This window comes from Sorangium sp. So ce834 (assembly GCF_051521425.1).
Classification (GTDB): Bacteria; Myxococcota_A; Polyangia; order Polyangiales; family Polyangiaceae; genus Sorangium; species Sorangium cellulosum_D.
On record NZ_CP150351.1, the window covers coordinates 4598078 to 4621205 of the forward strand.

Consider the following 23128-nt stretch of genomic DNA (forward strand, 5'->3'; position numbering starts at 1 on the left):
GACCTCAACCCGGGTCGGTGACCTCAACCCGGGTCGGTGACCTCAACCCGGGTCGGTGACCTCAACCCGGGTCGGTGACCTCGGTGACCTCAACCCGGGTCGGTACCCCACCCGCGACCGACGGACCTCGGTCGCGCTGCCGGCCACCGAACCCGGGTGAGGCCGCCGCGGATCAGGCCTCCGCCGGCCAGGGCGCCAGGCACTGCTTGACGTGGCCCGCCGCCGCACCAGACGACGTAGCGATGGCGGCGACCAGCGACCGACCCACGGCATTCCGGAGACCGATGCGGGTACATGACGTGATCCGCATAACAGTTTCTGCGTTCCCGCCTTATAGCCATCAGGGAATCCAGGAGGCCCGCCACGCGGCGGATGCGCGCACCCGGGTTCGTCGTGAGCTCCCTCTCCTGGCGCGAGCCGGATGCGCCATGCCCTTCCCGCTCCGCCACACCGCGCCGCGCGCCCGGTGGACACGTCGGGCGCGCTGCGGTGGCGCCCCTCCGCCCTACATTCTCCGCCTCGCCGGCGCAGCGCGCCCCTCCGGCCTCGCCCGCGCGACGACACGGTGCAACGGTGGAGCCGGCGGTCGGCGCCCACGTCGGCCTGCGCTCAGCAGCGCGCGCAGCTCGCCGCTCCCATGCCTGCTGCTCGGCGGGAACGGTCGGTTCATGGATGGAAACGAGGAAACAGGAGACATCACATGACAGAAGCGACACTGGGAGCCGGGGACATCACCGTGAAGGCCTGCGGTATCACCGACCTCGGGCGGGTTCGTAAGAACAATGAGGACACGCTCCTCATCGCGCACCTCACCTCCGTCGCCAAGACCGCGCCGCCTGCCCACGAGGTCACCTTCGAAGCCTCCTATCCCGTCCTGCTCGCCGTCTCCGATGGCATGGGCGGCGCGGCGGCCGGCGAGGTCGCGAGCGCCTTGGTCGTGGAGGCGCTCCGACGGGCGATGGCCTCGGCGCGCGGCAACTGGGACGACGCGACCCTCCAGGCCGTACAGCGCGCCAACCGCGAGGTGTGGCAAGCCGCGCAGCAGCCGGGCCGCCACGGCATGGGAGCGACGCTCACCGCCATCTGCGTGCACGGGACCGAAGCGCACGTCGCCGAGGTGGGCGACTCGCGCGCCTACCTGATCCGCAACGGGCAAATCCTCCAGATCACGCACGACCAGAGCTTCGTGCAGGCGCTCATCGACGCCGGCATGATCCAACCCGAGGAGGCCGAGCAGCACCCGATGAGGAGCATGCTGCTCCAGGCGATGGGCCTCGATCCCGACGTCAAGGCCAGCGTCGCGCGGCTCGATCTGCGGCGCGACGATCGCCTCCTGCTCTGCTCGGACGGGCTCTCGAACAAGCTCTCGGCCGAGGACATGCTCGCCGTGATCGAGCGGGGCCCCTCGATCGAGGCCGCGTGCGAGCGGCTCGTCGCGCTCGCGAACGATCGCGGCGGCGAGGACAACATCACCGCCATCGTCGCCGAGCTGCACGGAGGAGGGCTCACGCCGCCGAGGCGAGGCGAGAAGGCGGCCCAGACGCTCCACACGGTCACCGAGTACGACCCCAGAAAAAAGGCCTGACGTCGAGCCACGTCGGCTCCGCGAGCACCCAGAGAGCGCCCGAGCCCCGCCCGAGCCCCGGTCCACCCGCGCGCCGCGAGGTGACGTCAGGCGCCTCTCCGCGCCGCTCGTCCGCCGCGCGGCGACCACCGGAGAGCTCGCGCGCGCGCTCTCCGCCGCCGCCGCGCGCGGCGACCGCCGGAGAGCTCGCGCGCGCGCTCGGCTGTGGTACGGGCGGGCGGCAGGCAGGAGAGCGCGCATGGTCCCGGGGAGCTTTCGCGGTGTGGCCTTCGATCTGGACGGGACCCTGCTGCGGTCCGATCACGCGATCTCGCCGGAGATGCGGTCGCTGTGCTCGGCGCTCACCGGGCGAGGGCTGCTGGTGACGCTGATCAGCTCGCGCCCCCCTCGCTCCGTGGAGCAGATCGCCGCCAGCCTGGGGCTTGCGGGCCCGTGGGCGGCGCTGAACGGCGCCTTCGTCGTCGGCTCCGGCGGGGAGAGCCTCGGCCGCTCACCCCTGCCGGAAGCCACCGTCGACCACATCCTGGCGCGCTACGGACGCGACGAGCGGATCAGCCTGAACCTCTACGCCGGCTTCGACTGGATCGTTCAGGCCATGGACCGGCGCGTCAGGGCCGAGGCCGACATCGTGGGCTTCGCGCCCGTCGTCGATGTCGGCTTCGCGAGCCGCCCCGCGACCGAGAAGCTCCTGATGATCACCGACGAAGGAAGCCGCGAGAACGCTCGGCTGGCCGAGGAGCTCGCGGCGCTCGACGACGGCATCGCGGTCGCGCGCTCGAAGGACAACTACATCGAGATCACGCGCCGCGAGATCGACAAGGGGCGCGCGCTCGCGCTCATCGCGGCCAGCCGAGGGCTGTCCGCGCGCCAGATGGTCGCCGCCGGCGACGGCGAGAACGACATTCCCATGCTGAAGGCCTGCGGTCTTCCGATCGCGATGGGCCACGGCCCGCAACCGCTCAAGGAGGCGGCGGAGCTGATCGTCGGCAGCAACGACGACAGCTCCCTCACCGACGCGATCGGCCGCATCTTCGGGGCCGCTCCGGCGCGCTAGCTCGCGCGGCGTCGGCCTGCCCACGGCGCGCTGGTCGCCTCGGCGCGACGCGCAGGCGTTCCTTCTGGTATGTAAATTTCTACACGCGAGGGGGTGCGTTTCTATGCTTGGACGAGCGCTGAAGGCGCACATCACCGCGTTGGTCGTGGCGCCGCTCTCCGTGCTGCTGCTTCACTGCGGCGGCGACGAGTCCACGGAGCCGGTGAAGAACACCACCGGCTCCGCGACGACATCCTCCGCCGCGACGGGCGGCGGCGACGGCGGAGCGGCCGGCGGCGGGGGCGGCGGGGGCGATGGCGGCAGCGGCGCGCTCCCCGACCTCGATCCGACGCTCGAGTGGTACGGCGACAACCGGCAGCGGCTCGACGCCATGATCGACGAGCACGGCGTCTCCAGCCCCGCCTACGACCCCGACCGGAAGCCGGTCGCCGTGTTCGACTGGGACAACACCGTCATCAAGAACGACGTCGGCGACGCGACGATGTTCTGGATGCTCCGGAACGACAAGATCCTCCAGCCGCCGGACGGGAACTGGGCGTTCACGAGCCCGTACCTCACCGCCGCCGCGGTCACCTCGCTCGGCGAGGCGTGCGGCGCGGCCGCCGAGCCGGGCGAGCCGCTGCCGACGAGCACCGTGGCCGCCTGCGCCGACGAGATCCTCAGCGTCTATGTCGACGGGGAGACCACCGGCGGCGACGCGGCCTTCGACGGTCACGACCGCCGCACCCTGGAGCCGGCTTACGCCTGGTTCGCCCAGCTCGGCGCGGGCCGCGCGCCCGACGAGATCGCGGCGTTCGCCGCCGCGGCGATCGACGAGAACCTGGCGGCGGACGAGGGGGCCGTCCAGACGATCGGGACGCGCGCGGGGCTGGCCGCCTGGCTCCGGATCTACGCGCCGATCCGGGACCTGATCGACGTGCTGCAAAAGAACGGCTTCGACGTCTGGGTGGTGTCCGCCTCACCGCAGTTCGTGGTCGAGCCGTTCGCGGCGAAGGTGAACATCGCCGCGGACCGGGTGATCGGCATCCGGCAGGTGACGACCGAGGACGGCGCGCTGACGTCCAACTTGCAGGGGTGCGGTCCGATCCCCGACGGCACCAACGACGGCGCCGGCGAGTTCTCGGGGAACAGCCTGATCACCTACATCGAGGGGAAGCGGTGCTGGATCAACCAGGTGATCTTCGGCGCGTCGGGCCCCGCCGCGCTCGAGAAGAACCCGGACGCGTCGCAGCGCCAGGTCTTCGGGGCGGGCGACTCGGACACCGATCTGAGCTTCCTCCAGGACGCCACCGGCCTCAGGCTCGCGATCAACCGCAACAAGAAAGAGCTGATGTGCAACGCGTACAGGAACTACGCGGGCACCTGGCTGATCAACCCGATGTTCATCGCGCCCAAGGGCCACCTCGCCTCGGGTTACCCGTGCTCGACCACCGCCTGCGTGGACGAGCACGGCGCCGCGGCCCCGTGCCTCGACGAGGCCGGCGCGGTCATCCCCGACCAGGCCGACAACGTCTACTGATATCGAACGCTCGCCGCCGCCCGGCGCGGGGAGCCGGGCCGCCGCGGCGCGCGGCGGTCAGATGTGCTTCGGCGGGTTCAGCTTGTCGCTCGCCGACTTCCCCTGAACGAGCGCCTTGGCCTTCTCGTACAGGATCCGGAGCCGCCCGCCCTCGGGCTCCCAGTACTCGGCGCGCTCCACGTACAGCTTCAGGATGGCGGCGTGCGGGTGATCGGGGCCGCCGGGCAGCCACGCCTTCCACGAGGGCTTCCAGAGGCTCCGGATCTTCTCCTCGTTCCTGTCGAGCGTCGCGCGCGCCGAGATCGAGATGTACGCCCGATCCCGCGGCCGGTAGCAGCAGACCGCCACCTGGTGCTCGCGGACGATCTCGCCGGTCTTCGGCGTCTCGTCGTGCGTCACGAACCAGAGATCGCAGTCCATCAGCTCGGCCGGCTCCTGGATCTCCATCGGCCGACCCCGCATCAGCCCCTCCGGGGTCATGGTGACGAGCATGGCCGTGTCGAACTCCCTGAGCATCGCGTGCAGCTCACCCATGGATCCGCTGGCCTGAGCCCTGGCTCCTGGCTCTCCACCCTGGTGTTGCTCTCCGCTCTGGTGTTGCATGCGGAAAAGCTGCTCCGCGCGCGCTCCCCCGCCAAGCAAGGGCGCGCCCGGACCCGCCTACGCGGTGGCCCGTCGGCGCTCCGGGGCGGCCCGAGGCGCCGCGCGCGGCCCGACGGTCCAGGCGGCTCCCTACGCGAGGTTTTGCGCAGTCGGCTGCGCGATGCGACGCCTTGAAGCGCGTCCGCTCGGCAGACGTGGCCCTGGCCTGCCGCGGGAAGTGCCAATCTGCGAATGGCCATGAGCGGCACGAGCCGTGCTTTGCCGGGTCACGACCCCACTCCGCCAGCAGGCTCCGCCATGACCGCGTTTTGCGACGAACTCGACGACCGCGTCCCCGCCGTCCCGATCCGGGATGACATCGCCCGGCTCCGGGAGGATTTCCTCGTGCTCGCCGCGCACGAGATCAGGACGCCTGTCACCTCGCTCCTCCTGCAGCTCCAGCTGACGAAGCGGATGAGCGAGCGTGAGCCGGAGAACACGCCGGCGTGGGCGGCGGCGATGCTGGCCGTCTTCGACCGTCAGCTCGGTCGGCTCGCCCGGCTGTGCGACGACATGTTCCAGGTCCGGCGCGCCGAGCCGGCCCAGCGCGCGCCGGCCCGCTCGCCGGTCGATCTCGTCGCCCTCGTCCGCGAGGTGGTGGCGGCGGCGGTCGCGCATCGGCCGGTCGCGTGTGGCGCCATCGCGGTCGCGGCCGAGGGCGCCGTCATCGGCCGCTGGGACCGATCCCAGCTCGAGCGCATGGCGTTCCACCTCATCAAGAACGCGCTCACCTTCGGCGAGGGCAAGCCGATCTCGATCGAGGTGCGCGCGACGCGCGCGCGGGCGCGGCTCATCGTGCGCGACCACGGCATGGGGATCGCGCGGGAGGACCACGAGCGGATCTTCGCGCGCTTCGAGCGGGCGGTCCCGGCGGAGCGCTTCGGCGGCCTGGGGCTCGGCCTCTACATCGCGCACGCCGCGGCGCGCGCGCACGGCGGCGCGATCCGCGTGGAGAGCGAGCTGGGTCGCGGCGCTGTGTTCATCGTCGATCTCCCCCTCGCGCCGCGGCCGCTGGGGCGCGAGCGCGCGGCGCGCGCGGGCCGCGCGCGCCCGTCGCGGCGCGGCCTCGCCCGGCGGCCGCCCGAGCTGCCGCTGAGCGCGCACCTCAAGCTGGCGCACGTCAAGCACGCGCACCACCGCGCGCAGCGGCCGCACTAGGCCGGCCGCGGTCGGCTCACCCGTCGAGGAAGCGCACGAGCAGGCGCAGGCCCGTCTCCTGGCTCTTCTCGGGGTGGAATTGCGTCGCGGTGACGTTGTCCCGCTCGATCGCCGCGGTGATCCGGTGCGGGCCGTGCTCCGTCGTCGCCGCGACAAGCGCCGGGTCGCGCGGGACGGCGTGGTAGCTGTGGACGAAGTAGACGAACGGGCTCTCGCCGGCGAACACGCCGAGCGGGCCCGCCACGTCGCGCGTGATCGCGATGCGGTTCCACCCCATGTGGGGGATCTTGATCCCGACCCACGGCCCGCCGGCCGCCGCCGTCGCCTCGGCCGCGCTCGGCTGAGGGGTGAGGCGCTGGACGGTGCCGGGGAACACGCCGAGCCCCCGCGCGCCCTCCGCCTCCTCGCTCGAGTCGAAGAGCGCCTGCATGCCGAGGCAGATGCCGAGGTACGGCGTCCCCTTGCGGATCTGCTCGCGCAGCGCCTCGCCGATGCCGCTCTGCAGCGCGGCCGCGCAGTCGCGGAAGGCGCCCTGGCCTGGCACCACCACCTTGTCGGCCCGCGCGATGACCTCCGGATCGCCCGTGCGCGTCACCGCGCACGGCGCGCCGGCGTCCCCGGCGGCCTGGAGCAGCGCGCGCTCGACGGAGCGCAGGTTGCCCATCCCGAAATCCACGAGAGCGATCGATTGCATGGGTCAGAGGCTCCCCTTGGTGGACGGGATGCCGGCGACGCGCGGCTCGATGCGGGTCGCCTTCATCAGCGCCTTGGCGAAGGATTTGAAGCAGATCTCGACGATGTGGTGCAGGTTGTCCCCCTCGAGGAGGCGGACGTGGAGGTTCGCGCCCACGCCGCGCGCGAAGCCCTCGAAGAACACGGGCGCGAGCTCGACGTCCCAGGTGCCGAGCTTCGCCTTGGGCAGCGGCACGCGCCAGACGAAGTACGGCCTGCCGGAGAGGTCCAGCGCGCACTGCGCGAGCGCCTCGTCCATGGGGAGCGTCGCCTCGCCGTAGCGCGCGATGCCCGCCTTGTCGCCGAGCGCCTGCTGCACGGCCGCGCCCAGGGTGATGCCGCAGTCCTCGGTGGTGTGATGGCCGTCGATCTCGACGTCGCCCTCGGCGTGGATGGTGAGGTCGAACAGGCCGTGGCGGGCGATCTGATCGAGCATGTGCGTGAGGAAGGGGAGCGGCGTCCTGATCGACGAGCGGCCCTGGCCGTCGAGATCGATCTCGATGCGGATGTCGGTCTCGCGCGTCTTGCGCTCGACTTTGGCGATGCGGGGCATGGCGTGTAGGGTAGTCGCCCCGGCCGGGGATGGGGAGCGCCACGGATGAGCCGGTCGCCCGGCTCGCCCCTCCTGGCCGGGCGCGTGGTCGCCCGAAGCGCGGCGCCCAGCGCGCGGTGACCACGCGCCTCGACCGGGCGTGACCGGCCGAGGCGAGGTCTTGGATGCGAGCGCCGGATGGAATAAGGTGGCCCCCTGGATAACGTGGCGATGGTGGCGCCCTGAAGGCAGCCCCAGGCAGGAGCGTCCGTGAGCGCACCGGTTGCCGAAGGTCAAATTCTGTCGGGGAAATACCGGGTCGAGCGCATCCTCGGGCAAGGCGGCATGGGCGTCGTCGTCGCCGCCTTGCACGAGCAGCTCCACCAGCGGGTCGCCATCAAGATGCTCCACCCCGGCGCGAGCGCCGATATGGTGGAGCGCTTCGTGCGCGAGGCGCGCGCGGCGGTGCGCCTGAAGAGCGAGCACGTCGCGCGCGTGCTCGACGTCGGGACGCTCGAGACCGGCGCGCCGTTCATGGTGATGGAGTACCTGGACGGGAGCGACCTGCAGGAGACGCTGCGGCAGCGCGGCCCGCTCGAGCTGGAGGAGGCCGTGGGCTACGTGCTCGAGGCCTGCGAGGCCATCGCCGAGGCGCACGCGGCCGGCATCATCCACCGCGATCTCAAGCCGGCGAACCTCTTCCTCACGCGCGGGGCCGACGGCAGCGGCATGGTGAAGGTGCTCGACTTCGGGATCTCCAAGGCGCTCGCCGACCCGTCCGCGGCCGGGACCGAGCCGGAGCTCGGGCTGACGAAGACGGCGATGGTCCTCGGCTCGCCGCTCTACATGGCGCCGGAGCAGATGCGCTCGGCGCGCACGGTGGACACGCGCGCGGACATCTGGTCGATGGGCGCCATCCTCTACCAGCTGCTCACGGCGCGGGTGCCCTTCGACGCGACCTCGCTGTCCGAGCTCATCCTGATGATCAACACCGAGCCGCCGCCGCCGCCGAGCACCTACCGGCGCGATCTTCCGCCGGGCCTGGAGGCGGCGATCTTGCGCTGCCTCGAGAGGGACGTCGCGAAGCGCTTCAAGTCCGTCGCCGAGCTCGCGGGCGCCATCGTCGATTTCGGCCCTCCGCTCGCGCTCGCGTCGCTGGAGCGGATCGAGCGGACGCTGGGGCTCGTGCCCGCGGTCGCCTGGCGCGACCGGGCCAGCGCGGCGCGCGATCGGAGGAGCATCCCCCCGTGGCCGACGGCGCAGGACCGGATGAGCGGCGTGCCGGCAGGGACCGCGCAGGACCGGATGAGCGGCGTGCCGGCGGCGACCGCGCAGGACCGGATGAGCGGCGTGCCGGCGGCGACCGCGCAGGGGCGGTCCAGCGCGCCGCCCGCCGCCGCGACCGCAGGCGCCGCGGTCGGCCCCACGGCGGGCACGGCTCCGGGCTGGACGGCCGCGGGGCCCGCGCCTTCTGGGCGCAGGCGGACCGGCGTGGTGCTCGCGATCGCCGGGGTGGGCGTCGCGGCGGCGCTCGGCGGGGTGCTGCGCTTCGCCACGTTCCGCGGCAACGCGGCGGATCCGCCGGTCGAGCCGCTGGCTGCGAGCACCTCGGCCGAGCCGCCGGCGGTCGCGACGACGGCCGCACCGCCTCCGCCGGAGGTCACCGCCGTGACCACGGCGGCGCCGCCGACGGCCTCAGCGCCGCCGACGGCCTCGGCGCCACCGACGGTCTCGGCGCCACCGACGGCCTCGGCGCCCTCGTCGAACCCCACGACGCCGACGGCCACGACGGCGACCGCGAAGGCGCCGCCGACGGCCACCGCCACGGCGCCTCGGCCGAGGGTCCCCACGGCGGCTTCGACCCCGGCCGCCGCGACGGCGGCGCCCTCGGCCGCGTCGCCCCCGACGTCGCAGGGGGACGGCAGCCGCAGCGTCTTCGATGTGCTGAACGACAAAGGGAAGCCCAGATGATTTGGCCTGGAAGCGAACGGCTCCCGCTGCGGAGCCGCGCCAGCTTGCGCGTCTGCGCCGCGCTCGCACTCGGCAGCGCCGCGCTGACGGGGCTCGCGCCCGCGGCGGCCCAGCCGGCGCCGCCGGCGGCGAGGCCTGCGCCCGCGGCGGCCCAGCCGGCGCCGCCGGCGGCGAGGCCTGCGCCCGCGGCGGCCCAGCCCGCGCCGGCCGCCGGCGCCGCGGCTCCGCCGGCGCCTCCGGCCGGCGCGCCTGCCGCGAGCGCACCTGCCCCCCAGGGGCCGCTGTCCGAGACCCTCACGGGGGAGGCCAAGGCCGAGTACGAGGCCGCGCGCATCCTCTTCGGCGACGGCGACTTCCGCAACGCCATCATCAAGTTCGAGCGCGCCTACGAGCTCTCCCGCGACCCGCGGCTGCTCTGGAACATCGCCCTCTGCCAGAAGAACCTGCAGCGCTACGCGCGCCTGCTCGGAACGGTCGAAAAGCTCCTCCAGGACGCGGGCCCGCAGCTCTCGGAGCAGGATCGCAAGGACGCCGCGGCGCTCATCGAGGCGACGAAGGCGTACGTGAGCCGCCTCGAGCTCCGGGCCAGCGAGGCGGGCGCCACCGTCTTCGTCGACGGCGAGGAGGTCGGTCAGACCCCGCTGCGCGCGCCCGTCCTGCTCGACGTCGGCACCCGGAAGATCCGGGTGACCAAGAAGGGCTTCGAGGCCTTCGAGGTCGCGCAGCAGGTGCCGGGCGGCGGCGTCGTCACCGTCGCGGCCACGCTCGAGAAAGAGGTCCATGAGGGGCGGCTCATCGTCGCGGCGCCGGCGAACGCCGTCATCTCGATCGACGGCCGCGTGGTCGGCCGCGGCAGCTACGACGGCCCGGTGCCGAGCGGCGGTCACTCGCTCCGCGTCACGGCGTCCGACATGGTGTCGCACCAGTCCGAGGTCATGATCTACGACAACCAGACGCGCCGCGTGCAGGTCTCGCTGCAGCCGGCGCCCAAGAAGAGCAACATCGAGCAATGGATCTGGATCGGCGGCGGCGTGGCCGTGCTCACGGGCGCGCTCCTGGTCGGCCTGGGCGTCTTCGCGTCGGAGCCGCCGGTCAACGGCAACCTGTCGCCCGGCTCGGTCGCCCTGTCCGCGCGGGGCGGCGCCTCGTTCTCGATCCCCTTCGGGGGCGGCCGATGAGCCGCGCCCGCGGGCTCGCGCTCGCCGCGCTCGCGGCGCTCGCGTGCGGAGGCTGCGGGGAGGTGGACGAGATCGTCGTCGCCATCTCGACCGATCTCGCCGTGCCGAAGGATTTTGACGTCCTTCAGGTCCAGGTGTTCGAGGGGGTCAACGGCAAGTTCAGCCGCGCGTATCGGCGGCTCGGCGCGTCCGATGCCGAGGCGAGATTCCCGGCGACCATCGGGGTCTTCTCCTCGGATGCCGGGGGTGAAGCCATCACGATCAAGGTCGCCGCCCGCATCAAGGAAGATACCGGCGGGGTGCGCATCCTGCGGGAGGTGGTCACGACCATCCCGAAGGATCGCGTCGCCTTGCTCACCGTACCGCTCGACTTTCTCTGCGACGGCTCCGGGACGAGAGCGGGGCCCGACGTCGAGAACACGTGCGGCGAGGGCAAGACTTGCGTCGCGGGGACGTGCGTGTCGAACGAGATCGACTCCAGCTCGCTGCCCAACTATTCGCGCGGCGACGTCTACGGCAGCGGGGACCGGAAGTGCTTCGACGTGACGGTGTGCTTCGCGGAGGCGACGCCAGCGGAGGTCGACACGGCGGGTTGCACGATCGCCGGCGACGGCGCTGCCCCGCGGAACGTGGCGCTGGAGACAGCCGGGGGCGACGGCATCTGCGACGGCGAGGAGGGCGACGAGGACCGCCGCTGTCTGGTGGCGCTCAACGCCGACAGCGACAACGGCTTCCAGGTGGTGGACGACGGGCGGATCCAGCTGCCGCCGGCGGTGTGCGACCAGATGGCGCAAAAGAAGATCGCGGCCGTGCTGACGGCGCCTGCGACCGACTGCGCCCAGAAGACCGCGGGGCTGCCGACGTGCGGGTCGTGGCTCGCGTCGGGGTCCGAGGAGCCCTGACCGAGGGGCCATCGCTGCGGGGATAGCGCCCAGCGGTGTCAGCGCCGCGGGAGAACGCTCGCCGCGGGCGGGCCCGGAGCCGGCCTCGCGCCGCGCACGCCGGAGCGGCGCGTCACGAGAGCGGCCGCGCAGCCGCCCGGCGTCGCGCGCGCGGCGTCACGCGCGCGGCATCACGCGCGCCGTCGCCGCCATCCGGCGAGGAGCGCGGCAGCGGCGAGCCACGCAGCCGCCGAGGTCGCCGGCCCATCGGCGCGCACCGCGAGCCCGCAGCCGTTGCCATGCGCCCGCGGATCCGTGCCTCCGGGCCGGGGAGCCGCGCCGCCGCCGTCGGCGCCGCCACCGCCGCCGTTCCCGGCATCGCCGCCGCCCGCGCCGCTGTCCCCGCCTGCGCCGCCGTTGCCGCCTGCGCCGCCCTCCCCAGCGTCGCCGCCCGCGCCGGCATCGCCGCCTGCGCCGCCGCTCCCATTGCCGGCGTCGTCGGGCACGCAGCCGCCGGCCACGCAGGTGCCGCCGGGGCAGCGCGCGCCCTCGTTCGGGAACAGCGTGCACTCGCCGTACCTCGGGTGGCACCGCGCAGCGGTGCAGACGTTCCCGGAGGGCGCGCACTCGACCGGCGCGCCGCCCCTGCAGACGCCGCCGTTGCACGCGTCGGCCAGGGTGCAGGGGTCGCCGTCGTCGCAGGGCGTGCCGTCGGGCTTCGGGGGCGCGTCGCAGGCGCACGCGTCACCGACGCCGTCGCCGTTCGCGTCCTCCTGCCCGCGGTTCGGCAGGAGCGGGCAGTTGTCGGCGCCGTCGGGCGCGCCGTCGTTGTCGTCGTCGTCGTCGCACCGGTCGCCCTGGCCGTCGCCGTCGGTGTCGCTCTGGCTCGGGTTCGACAGGAACAGGCAGTTGTCGGCGCCGTCGGGCGCGCCGTCGTTGTCGTCGTCGTCGTCGCACGCATCCCCGTCGCCGTCGCGGTCGATGTCGGACTGGTCGGCGTTGGGCGTGGAGGGGCAATTGTCCGCGCGGTCCTCGACGCCGTCGTTGTCCCTGTCGAGCGCGCCCGCGTCGCAGGCGTCGCCCAGCCCATCGCCGTCCGCGTCGGTCTGCTCGGGGTTGGGGACGAGGGGGCAGTTGTCGGCCTCGTCGCTCGCCGCGTCGTCGTCGTCGTCGTCGTCGCAGGCGTCACCCAGCCCATCGCCGTCGGTGTCGATCTGCTCGGGGTTGGGGACGAAGGGGCAGTTGTCGGCCTCGTCGCTCGCCGCGTCGTTGTCGTCGTCGCCGTCGCAGGCGTCGCCCAGCCCGTCGCCGTCGGTGTCGGTCTGCTCGGGGTTGGGGACGAAGGGGCAGTTGTCGGCCTCGTCGCTCGCCGCGTCGTCGTCGTCGTCGCCGTCGCAGGCGTCGCCCAGCCCGTCGCCGTCGGTGTCGGTCTGCTCGGGGTTGGGGACGAAGGGGCAGTTGTCGGCCTCGTCGCTCGCCGCGTCGTTGTCGTCGTCGCCGTCGCAGGCGTCGCCCAGCCCGTCGCCGTCGTGATTCGCCTGGTCGGGGTTCGGCACCGACGGGCAGTTGTCGTCGGCGTCGTCCACCCCGTCGTCGTCGTCGTCGTCACCGAGGTCCCAGTTGACGACGCCGGCTCGCTCGGCCGCCGTCATCCCGAGCAGCGCGGCCGCCGGGAGGGCGTCGAGGTAGTCCGCGCCCGCGTGCGCGTCGGCCCGGCTCGCGTGCTGCCCGCCGAAGTGCATGAGGATCTGCGTCCCCCCGGGGGGCACCGACAGCGAGAACTCGACCACGGGCCCCTGCGTCGCCGCGCAGTCGTCGGTGACCATCCCGACGCTCCCCGGCACCACCGCCGCCGAAGGCCCGTAGAAATTGAAGTGGAGGCTCGGATCCCCGCCCGCATCGAAGTCGTCCGTGGCGAGCCACCGGTCCGCCGGCGTGAACTCCAGGTCTCCGGTGTGCGATTGCGTGATCGCGGTGTCGGTGTCGGAGCCGACGTTCGTCTCGATCCGCACGACCGCGCGCAGCGCGGCGGCCGTCGGGTTGTGGACGATCTCCAGGAAGCGCGCCCAGCCCTCTTCGGTGGGCACATACACCTTCCGGGTGACCTCGAAGCTGCCGAGGAGCGCCGGCCCGTGGACGAGCTGCCGCCCGTCCATCTCCGCCGCCCGGGCCGAGGACGGGAACCTCACCCCGTCCACCCGCAGCAGCATGCCGGTGTCGAAGGCGTCGATGCTCCCGTTGTTGATCACCCCGTCCGTCCCGACGTCCCACAGGAAGCTGCGGCCATCCACGAGCTGCTGAATGGGAGGCGCCGCAATGCACTGCGCCGCCGCGCTCCGCGGCGCCGCCGCGAGCGCCAGCGCGACGCCGAGCCCCGTGGCCATGACGGTTCGCTTCATGCTCTCTCTCTTCTGCTCCCCGGGTCCGCGTCTCACGGCCCGATCGCGCGTCGACGCGGCGGCGCTGCGCGGCGCCGCCCGCGCGCTACTTCTTCTCCACGACCACGAGCTCGATCCGCCGGTTCTTCTCCCGGCCGGCCGCGCTCTTGTTGTCCGCGATCGGCTGGCTCGCCCCGTACCCCTTCGCGACCAGCCGCTCCGCCTCGACCCCCTTCTCGACGAGCCACCTGCGCACCGCCTCGGCGCGCGCCGTCGAGAGCGTCTCGTTGAACTTGGCGTTGCCGGCGCCGTCCGTGTGCGCGCCGACCTCGATCTTCACCCACTCCGGGTGCTGCGCGATCACGTCGCGCACCTCGGCGAGCACCGCCTCGCTCTTCGGATCGATCGGCGCCGGGTCGCTCTTCATCACGCGGAACGCGACGGGCTCCAGCAGCACGACCCGCTCGCCCTGCACCCGCACCCGCGTCGGGCAGCCGCGCGCGGACGCGTCCTCGCTCGCCGGGCCCTTCTCGCGCGGGCACGCGTCGGCGTCGTCGAGCAGGCCGTCGCCGTCCTGATCCGCAGGCGGGCTCGGCGCCGCTGCGGGGCAGCCCGGGCGCGTCGCGCCGCCCGCCGCGTCGCCCTTCTCCGCGGGGCACGCGTCGAGCGCGTCGGGCAGGCCGTCGCCGTCCTGATCCGCGGGGCAGCCGCGCCGCGCCGGATCGCCGCCCCCGCCGCCCGCGGCCGTGTCGGGGCACGCGTCGTCCGGATCGGCGACGCCGTCCTCGTCCCGGTCCTCCACGGGGCAGCCGTTTCGCCGCGCGTCCGCGCTGGCCGGCCCGTACGCGTACGGGCACGCGTCCGCCGCGCCGACGACGCCGTCCGCGTCCGGGTCCGGGTCCGCCGCCCGCTCGGGCGGCCCCGCAGGCGGAGCCCACGCCACGGTCCCGATCGCGCGGAACGACGGCGCGCCGATCGCGTCCCCGAGGCCTGGACCGGCGGCCGCCCCGACGACGAGGCCCGCGAGCGGGCGGAGCCGGGCGCCGAGCAGGAGCTCGGCGCTCGTCGTCCGATCCACGGCGACCCGCTCGCGATCGGTGAGCGACAGCGAGCCGCCCTGCAGCATCGTCTCGGCGTACACCTCCGGGCCGATCTGCAGCCGCTCGTCCCAGAGCAGCACGGCCGCGCCGCCGCCGTACGTGAGCGTCGAGGGGTTCTCGGAGCTCCGCATCACCGCGCCGCCCGCGACGCTCCACACGAAGCGCGCGACCCGCCCGCCGAGCAGGAGCTGCGGCGTCACGCGCACGGCGCCCTCGCCGACGTACGCGTCCGAGCTGCCCGTCGGCAGGTGCAGGGCCGCGCCCGTGCCGATCTGGAACGCGCCGCGATCGTCGCCGAGCAACCGGACGCGCACGCCGACGCGCAGGTCGCCGAGCGCAGGGGACGACGGCGCCTCGGGCGCGCCCGCGCCGGCCGCGGCCGCGGGGCCGTCGCCGCTCTGGGCGAGCGCGATCGGCAGGGAGGCCGACACGAGCAGCCGGTCCCAGAGCGAGAGCGAGCCGCCGACGTGGAGGTGCGACTGGCTGCCGACGATCACCCGCTCGGGCGAGACGCCGTCCGAGAGCGTGAGCAGATCCTCCGCGTGATCGAACAGGACGAGCCCGCGCGGAACCAGGTGCCCGCCGATGGACGGCGACGGCACGCCGAAGAGCGGGTCGCCCGCGGGGGTCGGCTCGAACCGGCTCAGCGCGACGGCGCCGGGCCCCTCCGCGTACGCCGGCGGTGCGCCCAGGGCGATGCCGAGGAGCGCGCCCGCGAGCGCCGCGCCCACCGTGATCAGGCCTCTCATGAGCGGCGGATGGTATCCTCGCGAGCGCAGGCGGAGCAAAGGCGATTTGTCCGCGGCGTTTCCATGTTGCTCGCCCGGCGTGCGCATCGGTTAGCATCACGCTGACCGGAGCGCGGCCTGCGAGGGCCGCCTCCGCCAGCAAGGAGCATCGATGCGAGGGAAGCATCTGGGCCAGTGGGGGCGCGCCGTCGTGGCCGCGCTCGGGGTGGGGCTCGCGGCGGGCGGTGCGGCGGCCCAGCCCGCGCCGGCCGCTCCCGCGCCGGCCGCGCCAGCACCGCCCGCGGAGAAGCCGCTCGCGGAGTCGCTGACCGGGATGGCCAGGGCCGAGCACGGGGCGGGCGACGCGCTGTTCGCCGACGGCGACTACGCGGGCGCGCTCGCGCGGTTCGAGCGCGCCTATGAGCTGTCGCGCGATCACCGCCTGCTCTGGAAGGTCGCGCTCTGCCAGAAGAACCTGCGGCGCTACGCCAAGATGCTCGCGACGCTGCGCCGGATGGAGGCCGAGGCGGGCGCCGCGCTGTCGCCCCGCGACAGGCAGGACATCGCCGACCTGATCCAGGCCGCCGGGGCGTTCGTGTCCCGCCTCGAGATCACGGCGAGCGAGCCGGGGGCCACGGTGTTCGTGGACGACGAGCCGGTCGGGACGACGCCGCTCGCCGAGCCGGTGCCGATCGACATCGGCGACCGCCGCATCCGCGTCTCGAAGCCCGGCTTCGTCGACGTCGTCCGCCGGGAGACGGTGGTCGGCGGCGGCACCCTCGCCCTCGTGGCGCGGCTCGACCGGGCGGTGCACCGGGGGCGGCTCGCGATCGCCGCGCGCCCGGACGATCTCATCGCGATCGACGGCAAGGTGGTAGGCAAGGGCCGCTGGGAGGGCGCGGTGGCGAGCGGGACCCACGCGCTGCGCGTGACGGCGCCCGGGATGACGCCGCACGAGGTCGACGTCCTGGTCCGCGACGAGGAGCTCCGCCGCATCGACGTCTCGCTGGAGCGCGCGCCGGAGCGGGGCGGCGCGAGCAAGTGGCTCTGGATCGGCGGCGGCGCGGCGATCTTCGCCGGCGCGCTCGTCGCGGGGGCGCTGCTGTTCGAGCCGGGGACGCCGGCGGAGCGGGGCAGCCTCGGCACGGTCCCGCTCGGGTTTGGAGGGAGGCGTTGATGCGCGCGAAGCGGACGAGATCGAGGTCGATGGCGGCGGCGCTCCTCGCGCTCGCGGGGGCGGCGGGGGCCGCGTCCTGCAGCGGGGAGAGGGGGCAGCTCATGGTCGTCTTCCAGACGGACATGTCGCTGCCGAAGGACATCGACACGATCCGGGTCGAGGCCACGCTCGAGGGGTCCATCGTCTACGACGAGACGTTCGAGCGGCTCGGGAGCGAGGACTCGATCCGCCTGCCCGCCACGCTCGGCTTCCTCACCCCCGACGATCCTTCGCAGGCGCTCCGGGTGCGCGTCATCGCGAGCCGCGGCGGCAAGGAGGGGGTGCGCGTGCTGCGCGAGGTGCTCACGACGGTGCCCGAGGGCCGCACCGCGACGCTCCACATGCCCATCCAGTTCCTGTGCGACGGCTCGGCCGACGTCGAGCGCGACGCGCAGGGCAACGTGCTGCGCGACGCGCAGGGCAACGTGCTCGTCAAGAACAGCTGCCCCGAGGGCCAGAGCTGCGTCGCCGGCGAGTGCAAGCCGCGCGAGATCGACTCGCGCGCCCTGCCCGAGTTCGAGGCCCAGGCCGTGTTCGGCGGCGGCGTCGGCGAGACCGACGGGCTCTGCTTCGACACCGTCCGGTGCTTCGCCGCGGCCACGTCGGCGCAGGTCGATCTGGCGAGGTACGAGGCGAACCCGGCCGACTGCGTGGCGACCGCGCCGAGCGGCGCGGTGAACGTCGCGCTCCTCACGCAGGGCGGCGGTATCTGCGGCGAGCGCGCGTGCTACGTTCCGCTCGACGCCGAGAGCGAAGCGGGCTTCCGGGTGGAGGAGGGCAACGTCCTCCGGCTCCCCGCCGCGGTGTGCAAGCGGGTGAAGGAGGGCAAGCTCGCGGGGCTCGCGATCGCGATCGCGGGCGAGGGGGAGGGCGCGGGGACGTGCCGCACGAAGGGCACGGATCTGCCGACGTGCGGCCCGTGGTCGGCGTTGGCCGGCGGCCAGTACACGGGGCCCGACGCGGCGGCGCCCATCCCGGTCGCGGTCGCGCAGGTCCACCCGGTGTCGCTGCGGGTGACCGCGGGCGGCGTGGCGTGGATCTCCGGCACCACCTTCGACAAGGCCGGCATGGCCCGGGAGGACGGGGAGCTGAAGACCGCCCCGCGGGGCGGCGGCGAGCCGCTGGTGCTCGGCGCGGCGCAGGCCTCGCCGCGGGACCTCGTGGTCGACGATGTGCGGCAGGTCGTCTTCTGGACGAACGCGGCGGACGGCACGCTGAGGGCCGCCCCGCTCGCGGGGGGCGAGACGCGCGTGCTGCTCGCGGATCTCAAGCAGCCCGAGGGGCTCTCGCTCTCGGGCGACGCGCTCACCTGGACCGAGCTCTGGGGGGGCGGCGTCTTCAGGGCGACGCTGAGCGGCGCCGGCGCCGACGTCGCGCTCGGCGCGCCGGAGGACCTCGCGCAGCCCGGCTCGGCGTTCGCGTCCCCGTACCGCGTGGCCAGCGCGGGGGACGTCGCGTGCTGGACCTACCAGGGCACGCTGCGCAGGGCCGACGGCGCGGTGGCGTGCCGCGTGCGCGGGGAGACGCTGACGGTCGCCGCCGAGCAGCTCACCCCGCGGGAGCTCGCGCTCGACGTGGACGCTCAGGGGAACGCGGCGGCGGTCTACTGGGCGAGCTTCGAGGGCGGCAGCGTCTTCCGCGCCGACCTGAGCGGGGAGGCCGTGGGCGAGCCCGAGGAGATCGCCTCGGATCAGGGGCAGCTGAACGGCATCGCGGTCGACGCGGAGTACGTCTACTGGACGCGCCGCGACGAGGGGACGGTCGTGCGCATGCCGAAGGACGGCGGGGAGCCGGATGTGCTCGCCTCGCAGCAGATGCGGCCCGGCGACGTCGCGGTGGACGCGACGACGGTCTACTGGATCAACGAGGGCTCGCCGGATCTGGAGGACGGCACCCCGGTGGTGAAGGACGGGGCCGTCCTGAAGCTCGCCAAGTGACGGGGGGCGGCGGCGTCCGGGGCCGCGCGCGTGCGCGGCGCGGGGGCCGCGGCGGGCTCGCCCCGCGCGGCGCCTGCGCGCTCGGCGCCGCGTGTGCTATGGCCCGACGCGTGAAGCGCACGGCCCTCCTCCTGTTCACCCTCGCGCTCCCCGCGTGCGGATCGAGCTACGCCCAGCAGGGCCCGAGCGACACGCTCCGGGCCTACGCGCAGGCGCTCCAGGAGGGGCGCGTCGACGCGGCCTACCGGCTGCTCTCGGACGAGGCCAAGCGGTCGATGTCGCTCGAGGCCTTCCGGCGCGCGGTCCAGGACAACCCGGACGACGCGCTCGAGATCGCCCGCGCCATCGCGCGGCCCGCGGCCGATCCGGTGGTGACGGCGACGGTCACCATGCCGAACGGCGAGGAGCTCCTGCTCGTCTTCGAGGGGGGCCGCTGGCGGCTCGACGCGGCGGCGGTCGATCTCTACGGCCAGGCGACGCCCCGGCAGGCGCTCGTGGGGTTCCTGAGGGCGTTCGAGCGGAGGCGCTACGACATCATCATGCGCTACGTTCCCGACGCCGAGAAGGAAGGCCTCGTGGAGCCGGCGGGCGGCGCGGCCGGCGAGGCGGGCGATCTCGGTGAGGCGGGCGCCCCGCGCGCGGAGGGCACGGCACAGCCCGCCGCGCCCGGCGGCGCGGCGGGGAGCGCGGGCGCTGACGCAGCGCAGAAGCCTGGCGGTCGGCCCGGGACGGCCAGGGGCGCGGCGGGCGCGGCGCAGCTCACCCCCGAGAAGCTGAAGGCCGCCTGGGAGGGGCCGCAGAAGGAGCAGATCAACCGGGTCGTCCAGGCGATCAAGGCGGCCCTGCCGACCGCGACCATCGAGGAGACCGGGGACAGCGCCTCGATGGCCTACGGCGCCGGCGGCACGGTTGCCTTCACGCGCGAGCACGGGGTCTGGAAGATCAAGGACTTCTAGCGGCGCGCCCGCTCATGGCTTCGAGAAGAGCGCTGTACTAGGGTTGTCGGCATGCCGACCGGCGATCCTCCTTCGCGAACGCCCCCCTCGCCCGACGCCGACAGCGTCCCGATCCTCCCGCTCCGCAACTCGGTCCTGTTCCCCATGTCGGTCGTGCCGATCAACGTCGGCCGGCCGCGGAGCGTGCGCCTCGTCGAGGATCTCCTCGGCCGCGAGCGCGCCCTGGTCGGCGTGATCAGCCAGCGGTCGCCGGACGTGGACGAGCCGACGTTCAAGGAGCTCTACTCCGTCGGGACCATCGCGCGCGTCGTGAAGGTCATCCGGCTCGGCCCGAACAACTACTCGGTCGTGCTGAACGGGCTCGGCCGCTTCCGCGTGAAGGCGGCGTTCTCGCTCGAGCCGTACATGCGCGCGCGGATCGAGCGCATCCCGGAGTCGCTCGTGCGCGACGTGGAGCTCGAGGCGCTCGGCGCGGGCCTGCGCGAGGCGACGCGCGAGGTGCTCGGCCTCATGCCGAACCTGCCGCGCGACACCGCCGGCATCCTCGACAACGTGCGCGAGCCCGGCGCGCTCGCGGATCTCATCGCCTCGAACTTCCCGCAGGCGCAGGCGTCGGTCGGCGACAAGCAGGAGATCCTCGAGGCGTTCGACGTGAAGGCGCGCGTCCGCCTCGTGCTCGCGATGGTCGGGCGGCAGCTCGAGGTGCTGCGGGTCAAGAAGGAGATCTCCTCGATGGTGCAGGAGGAGATGGGCAAGTCGCAGCGCGAGTACATCCTCCGGCAGCAGATGAAGTCGATCAAGGAGGAGCTCGGCGAGGGCGGCGACGACGACGAGATCGAGGAGCTCCGCGAGCGCATCCGCCGCGCCAAGGTGCCGGCGGAGGTCGACAAGGTCGTGCGCAAGCAGCTCAGCCGCCTGCGCTCGATGGCGCAGCAGTCGGCCGAGTTCAACGTGACCAAGACCTACCTCGAGTGGATCGCGGATCTGCCGTGGTCCAAGACGACGGTGGACAAGCTCAGCGTCGAGAGCGTGCGGCGCTGCCTCGACGAGGATCACCTCGGGCTGGAGAAGGTGAAGAAGCGGATCGTCGAGTACTCGGCGATCCGGCAGCTCCGCTCGGACAAGAAGGGGCCGATCCTGCTCTTCATCGGGCCGCCCGGCGTCGGCAAGACGTCGCTCGGCAAGTCGATCGCGCGCAGCATGGGCCGGCGCTACGAGCGCATCGCGCTCGGCGGCGTGCGCGACGAGGCGGAGATCCGCGGGCACCGGCGCACGTACGTCGGCGCGCTGCCCGGGCGCATCCTGCAGGCGCTCAAGAAGGCGGGGACGAAGAACCCGGTGCTGGTGCTCGACGAGGTCGACAAGATGGGCGTCGATCTGCGCGGCGATCCGGCGGCGGCGCTCCTCGAGGTGCTCGATCCCGAGCAGAACTCGACGTTCCAGGATCACTACCTCGACCTGCCGTTCGATCTGTCGCAGGTGATGTTCCTCGCGACGGCGAACAACTGGGACGGCATCCCGGGGCCGCTCGTGGACCGCATGGAGGTCATCGAGGTGCCCGGCTACACGCGGACCGACAAGCTCGGGATCGCGCGGGAGTTCCTGGTGCCGAAGCAGCTGTCGGCGCACGGGCTGACCGACGAGCGGCTGGAGTTCACGGAGCCGGGCATCGCGTCGGTCGTCGACCACTACACGCGCGAGGCGGGGGTGCGCGGCCTGGAGCGGCAGATCGCGGCGGTGTGCCGCGCCACGGCGGTGAAGGTCGCCGAGGGCCACGACGTGCGCGAGGTGGCGACGCCCGAGCACGTGGAGCAGGTGCTCGGCCCGCACAAGCACCGGCCCGAGCTCGCCGAGCGGACGCTCCAGCCTGGGGTGGCGACCGGCCTCGCGTGGACGCCGGCGGGCGGCGAGATCCTCTTCATCGAGGCGACGAAGATGCCGGGCAAGGGCAACGTGGTGCTCACCGGCAACATGCGGAACGTGATGCAGGAGTCGGCGAGCACGGCGGTGAGCTTCGTGCGCAGCAAGGCCGATCGGCTGCACCTCGATCCGGAGTGGCTGAAGGAGATCGATCTGCACGTGCACATCCCGCAGCACGGCACGCCGAAGGACGGGCCGAGCGCCGGGGTGACGATGTTCGCCGCGGTGGCGTCGCTGCTGCTCGGCGCGCCGGTGCGCAGCGACGTCGCGATGACGGGGGAGATCTCGCTGCGCGGGCGGGTGATGCCGGTCGGCGGCATCAAGGAGAAGCTCCTGGCGGCGCACCGGGCCGGCATCCGGCACGTGCTCATCCCGGCGAAGAACCGGCGGGATCTCGAGGATGTGCCGCAGGACGTGAAGGACCAGGTCAAGATCACGATGGTGTCCTCGATGGAGGAGATCCTGCCGCTCGTGCTGGAGCCGCCGCGGCGCGCGTCGACGCAGAGCGCGTCGGCGGACGAGATCGAGGAGCAGGCGGGGGCGTAAACGAGAGGCCCGTGCGTGGGCCGCCCGGCCCCCGGCGAGGGTGTTCTCGGCGCGGGGCGGGGTGGGGGCCCCGCCGAACTCGCCTGAGAGTTGAACCATCCGGCAAGCCGGATGGCTCAACTCTCAGGCTCAGACATCGGCCCATCCCCCACCCCGCCCCGCGCCGAGAACACCCTCGCCGGGGGCCTACGGTTTTGGGTCGAGCCTGCTCGTCGAGATCGCCGGGAACGGGCTTCAGGGCTCGCGGGGGCGGTATACTCGACCGATGCAGATCGCGGTGGTTTCGGGCGGGAATCGGGGGATCGGGCTCGAGATTTGCCGGCAGCTCGCGCGCCGCGGCGTCCACGTCGTGCTCGGAAGCAGGGACGAGGGCCGCGGGAACGCGGCGGCAGCCGCGCTCAAGGAGCAGGGGGTCTCGGTGGAGCCGCGGCGCCTCGACGTGTCGGACGAACGGAGCGTCAAGGAGCTCGCACGCGCGCTCGCGGCCGAGCACGGCGGGGTCGACATCGTCGTCAACAACGCGGGCATCGCGATGCAGGGCTTCAACGCCGAGGTCGCGCGCACCACGATCGATATCAATTTCTTCGGGCCGCTCCGGCTGACCAGCGAGCTCCTCCCGCTGCTGCGGGCGGAGGGGAGGATCGTCATGGTGACCAGCGGGCTCGGCGATCGACGCAGCGTCTCCAAGCCGCTCCAGGAGCAGCTCGGGAAGGCAGCGCTGACGCGCGAGGAGCTCGTCCAGCTCATGCGCAAGTTCGTCAGCGACGTGGGCGAGGGGAGGCACACGGCAGAAGGGTGGCCGTCGTCGGCCTACGCGGTGTCGAAGATCGGGCTCAACGCGCTCACGGGCGTCCTCGCGAGGGAGCTCGAGGGAGATCGGCGCAAGATCCTCTGCAACGCGGCGTGCCCGGGCTGGGTGCGCACGGACATGGGCGGCGCGCAGGCGCCGCGGTCCGTGGAAGAAGGGGCCGAGACGCCGGTGTGGCTCGCGCTGCTGCCGAGCGGCGGCCCGCAAGGGGGCGTGTTCCGCGACAAGGCGCCCGCAGACTGGTGAGCCGCGCGGCCGAGGCCGGGAGCGCGGCGCCGCGCCCCGGC

Annotated in this window: 17 protein-coding genes; 12 read left to right on the top strand and 5 right to left on the bottom strand. The window is 73.6% G+C overall.

All coding sequences use genetic code 11. From position 1 onward, the window contains the following. Positions 1-700: 700 nt before the first annotated feature. The 3 genes from WMF20_RS16705 (at position 701) to WMF20_RS16715 (ending at position 4158) form a co-directional block, all read left to right on the top strand. Complete coding sequence (locus WMF20_RS16705; RefSeq protein ID WP_165374029.1) at positions 701-1585, top strand: PP2C family protein-serine/threonine phosphatase; 885 nt, start codon at positions 701-703, stop codon at positions 1583-1585. 262 nt (positions 1586-1847) lie between these two features. Then, entirely contained in the window at positions 1848-2639 is a 792-nt protein-coding gene (locus WMF20_RS16710) for a Cof-type HAD-IIB family hydrolase (RefSeq protein WP_437614811.1), read from the top strand. A 103-nt stretch (positions 2640-2742) separates the two neighbouring features. Next, positions 2743-4158, top strand: coding sequence for an HAD family hydrolase (locus WMF20_RS16715; protein ID WP_437614813.1), 1416 nt, complete (start codon positions 2743-2745; stop codon positions 4156-4158). 57 nt (positions 4159-4215) lie between these two features. Here WMF20_RS16715 and WMF20_RS16720 read toward each other — a convergent pair whose 3' ends face one another. Continuing rightward, positions 4216-4692: a pyridoxamine 5'-phosphate oxidase family protein gene (locus tag WMF20_RS16720; protein ID WP_129575310.1), complete on the bottom strand. Its 477-nt coding sequence runs from the start codon at positions 4690-4692 to the stop codon at positions 4216-4218. Positions 4693-5058: 366 nt separating this feature from the next. On the opposite strand from WMF20_RS16720, the gene WMF20_RS16725 reads away from it, so the two are divergent. Continuing rightward, entirely contained in the window at positions 5059-5958 is a 900-nt protein-coding gene (locus WMF20_RS16725) for a sensor histidine kinase (protein WP_437614816.1), read from the top strand. A 16-nt stretch (positions 5959-5974) separates the two neighbouring features. Here WMF20_RS16725 and hisH read toward each other — a convergent pair whose 3' ends face one another. Both hisH and hisB read right to left on the bottom strand, forming a co-directional pair. Continuing rightward, on the bottom strand, positions 5975-6652 hold the full coding sequence (hisH, locus tag WMF20_RS16730) for an imidazole glycerol phosphate synthase subunit HisH (RefSeq protein ID WP_129575312.1): 678 nt from the start codon (positions 6650-6652) through the stop codon (positions 5975-5977). A gap of 3 nt (positions 6653-6655) precedes the next feature. Further along, positions 6656-7243: an imidazoleglycerol-phosphate dehydratase HisB gene (hisB, locus tag WMF20_RS16735; RefSeq protein ID WP_020735415.1), complete on the bottom strand. Its 588-nt coding sequence runs from the start codon at positions 7241-7243 to the stop codon at positions 6656-6658. A 249-nt stretch (positions 7244-7492) separates the two neighbouring features. Here hisB and WMF20_RS16740 point away from each other — a divergent pair, with 249 nt between their 5' ends. Genes WMF20_RS16740 through WMF20_RS16750 form a run of 3 tightly spaced genes read left to right on the top strand, consistent with a single transcriptional unit; the run spans position 7493 to position 11273 of the window. Next, positions 7493-9193, top strand: coding sequence for a protein kinase domain-containing protein (locus WMF20_RS16740; protein ID WP_437614820.1), 1701 nt, complete (start codon positions 7493-7495; stop codon positions 9191-9193). A 44-nt stretch (positions 9194-9237) separates the two neighbouring features. Then, the gene (locus WMF20_RS16745) at positions 9238-10371 is read left to right on the top strand and encodes a PEGA domain-containing protein (protein WP_437614822.1); all 1134 of its coding nucleotides are present in this window, start codon (positions 9238-9240) and stop codon (positions 10369-10371) included. Beyond that, entirely contained in the window at positions 10368-11273 is a 906-nt protein-coding gene (locus WMF20_RS16750; RefSeq protein ID WP_437614825.1) for a hypothetical protein, read from the top strand. Before WMF20_RS16745 ends, WMF20_RS16750 begins: the two co-directional genes overlap by 4 nt. Positions 11274-11443: 170 nt before the next feature. Here WMF20_RS16750 and WMF20_RS16755 read toward each other — a convergent pair whose 3' ends face one another. Next, positions 11444-13651, bottom strand: a complete 2208-nt coding sequence (locus WMF20_RS16755; RefSeq protein WP_437614827.1) for a thrombospondin type 3 repeat-containing protein — start codon at positions 13649-13651, stop codon at positions 11444-11446. An 85-nt stretch (positions 13652-13736) separates the two neighbouring features. After that, on the bottom strand, positions 13737-15479 hold the full coding sequence (locus WMF20_RS16760; RefSeq protein ID WP_437614830.1) for an OmpA family protein: 1743 nt from the start codon (positions 15477-15479) through the stop codon (positions 13737-13739). 151 nt (positions 15480-15630) lie between these two features. Between WMF20_RS16760 and WMF20_RS16765 the strand changes: the two genes are divergently transcribed. From WMF20_RS16765 to WMF20_RS16785, 5 genes are all read left to right on the top strand, one after another. Beyond that, complete coding sequence (locus WMF20_RS16765) at positions 15631-16635, top strand: PEGA domain-containing protein (protein ID WP_129575317.1); 1005 nt, start codon at positions 15631-15633, stop codon at positions 16633-16635. After that, positions 16635-18611 carry a hypothetical protein gene (locus WMF20_RS16770; protein ID WP_437614832.1) on the top strand — a complete coding sequence of 659 codons (1977 nt, stop codon included), beginning with the start codon at positions 16635-16637 and terminating at the stop codon, positions 18609-18611. Before WMF20_RS16765 ends, WMF20_RS16770 begins: the two co-directional genes overlap by 1 nt. 110 nt (positions 18612-18721) lie before the next feature. Then, a complete protein-coding gene (locus WMF20_RS16775) occupies positions 18722-19567 on the top strand; it encodes a hypothetical protein (protein WP_437614833.1) in 846 nt (281 codons plus the stop codon). A gap of 51 nt (positions 19568-19618) precedes the next feature. Continuing rightward, positions 19619-22033, top strand: coding sequence for an endopeptidase La (gene lon, locus WMF20_RS16780; RefSeq protein ID WP_437614835.1), 2415 nt, complete (start codon positions 19619-19621; stop codon positions 22031-22033). Between the two features lie 265 nt (positions 22034-22298). Next, positions 22299-23087, top strand: coding sequence for an SDR family oxidoreductase (locus tag WMF20_RS16785; RefSeq protein WP_437614837.1), 789 nt, complete (start codon positions 22299-22301; stop codon positions 23085-23087). The last annotated feature ends 41 nt before the right edge of the window (positions 23088-23128 follow it).